Raw genomic sequence first — 1084 nt, 5'->3', positions numbered from 1 at the left:
CCAGCCGTCGACCTCGTCGGCGCTGCGGGAGGCGGGGCCGGTGTAGACCGCGGAGGGGCGGATCAGGCGGCCGGTGCGCTTTTGCTCCAGGATGTGGGCCGACCAGCCGCCGGTGCGCGCGCAGGTGAACATGGCGGTGAACATGGTGGCGGGGACCTCGGCGTAGTCCAGGACGATCGCGGCCCAGAACTCGACGTTGGTCTCCAGGACCCGGTCGGGGCGGCGTTCGCGCAGCTCCTTGAGCGCGGCCTGCTCGAGGGCCTCGGCGACGGCGTAGCGGGGGGCGTCGAGCTCCTTGGCGGTGCGGCGCAGGACGCGGGCGCGGGGGTCCTCGGCGCGGTAGACGCGGTGGCCGAAGCCCATGAGCCGTTTGCCCTTGTCGAGCAGGCCCTTGACGTAGGCGGTCGCGTCGCCGGACCTCTCGACCTCCTCGATCATGGTCAGCACCCGGGCCGGGGCGCCGCCGTGCAGCGGGCCGCTCATCGCGCCGATCGCGCCGGAGAACGCTGCGGCGACGTCGGCGCCGGTGGAGGTGATGACGCGGGCGGTGAAGGTCGAGGCGTTCATGCCGTGCTCGGCGGCGCTGGACCAGTAGGCGTCGATGGCGTGGGCGTGCTTGGGGTCGGCCTCGCCCTTCCAGCGGATGAGGAACTTCTCGGCCAGCGTGGCGCCGGCGTCGACCTCCTTTTGGGGCACGACGGCCTTGTGCAGGCCGCGCGCGGACTGTGCGGCGTAGGACAGGACCATGACGGCCAGGCGTCCGATGTCCTCGCGGGCCTGCTCGTCGGTGATGTCGTAGGTCTGGCCGAACCCGAACGCGGGGGCGAGCATGGCCACCGCGGCCTGGACGTCGACGCGCACGTCGCCGGTGTGGACCGGCAGGTTGTAGGGCTCGGCCGGGGCCAGCCCGGGTGTGTAGGCGCCGTCGATGAGCAGGCCCCAGACGTTCTCGAAGGGCACCCGCCCCACGAGGTCCTCGATGTCGACGCCGCGGTAGCGCAGCGCCGATCCTTCCTTGTCGGGCTCGGCGATCTCGGACTCGAAAGCGACGACTCCTTCGAGCCCGTGGTGTACCTCGGTCATG

General features: G+C 72.1%; 1 protein-coding gene. It reads right to left on the bottom strand.

Going from position 1 to position 1084, the window contains the following annotated elements; genetic code table 11:
• Positions 1-1083 (bottom strand): citrate synthase 2 (locus tag FZC61_RS22815; RefSeq protein ID WP_148616563.1); only part of this gene is annotated, 1083 nt, incomplete at its 3' end.
• Position 1084: the final 1 nt, after the last annotated feature.

The organism is Nocardioides rubriscoriae (assembly GCF_008087085.1).
GTDB lineage: Bacteria > Actinomycetota > Actinomycetes > Propionibacteriales > Nocardioidaceae > Nocardioides > Nocardioides rubriscoriae.
The sequence above is the reverse complement of the archived record's forward strand: the minus strand, read 5'-3'. Positions and strand labels throughout refer to the sequence as shown.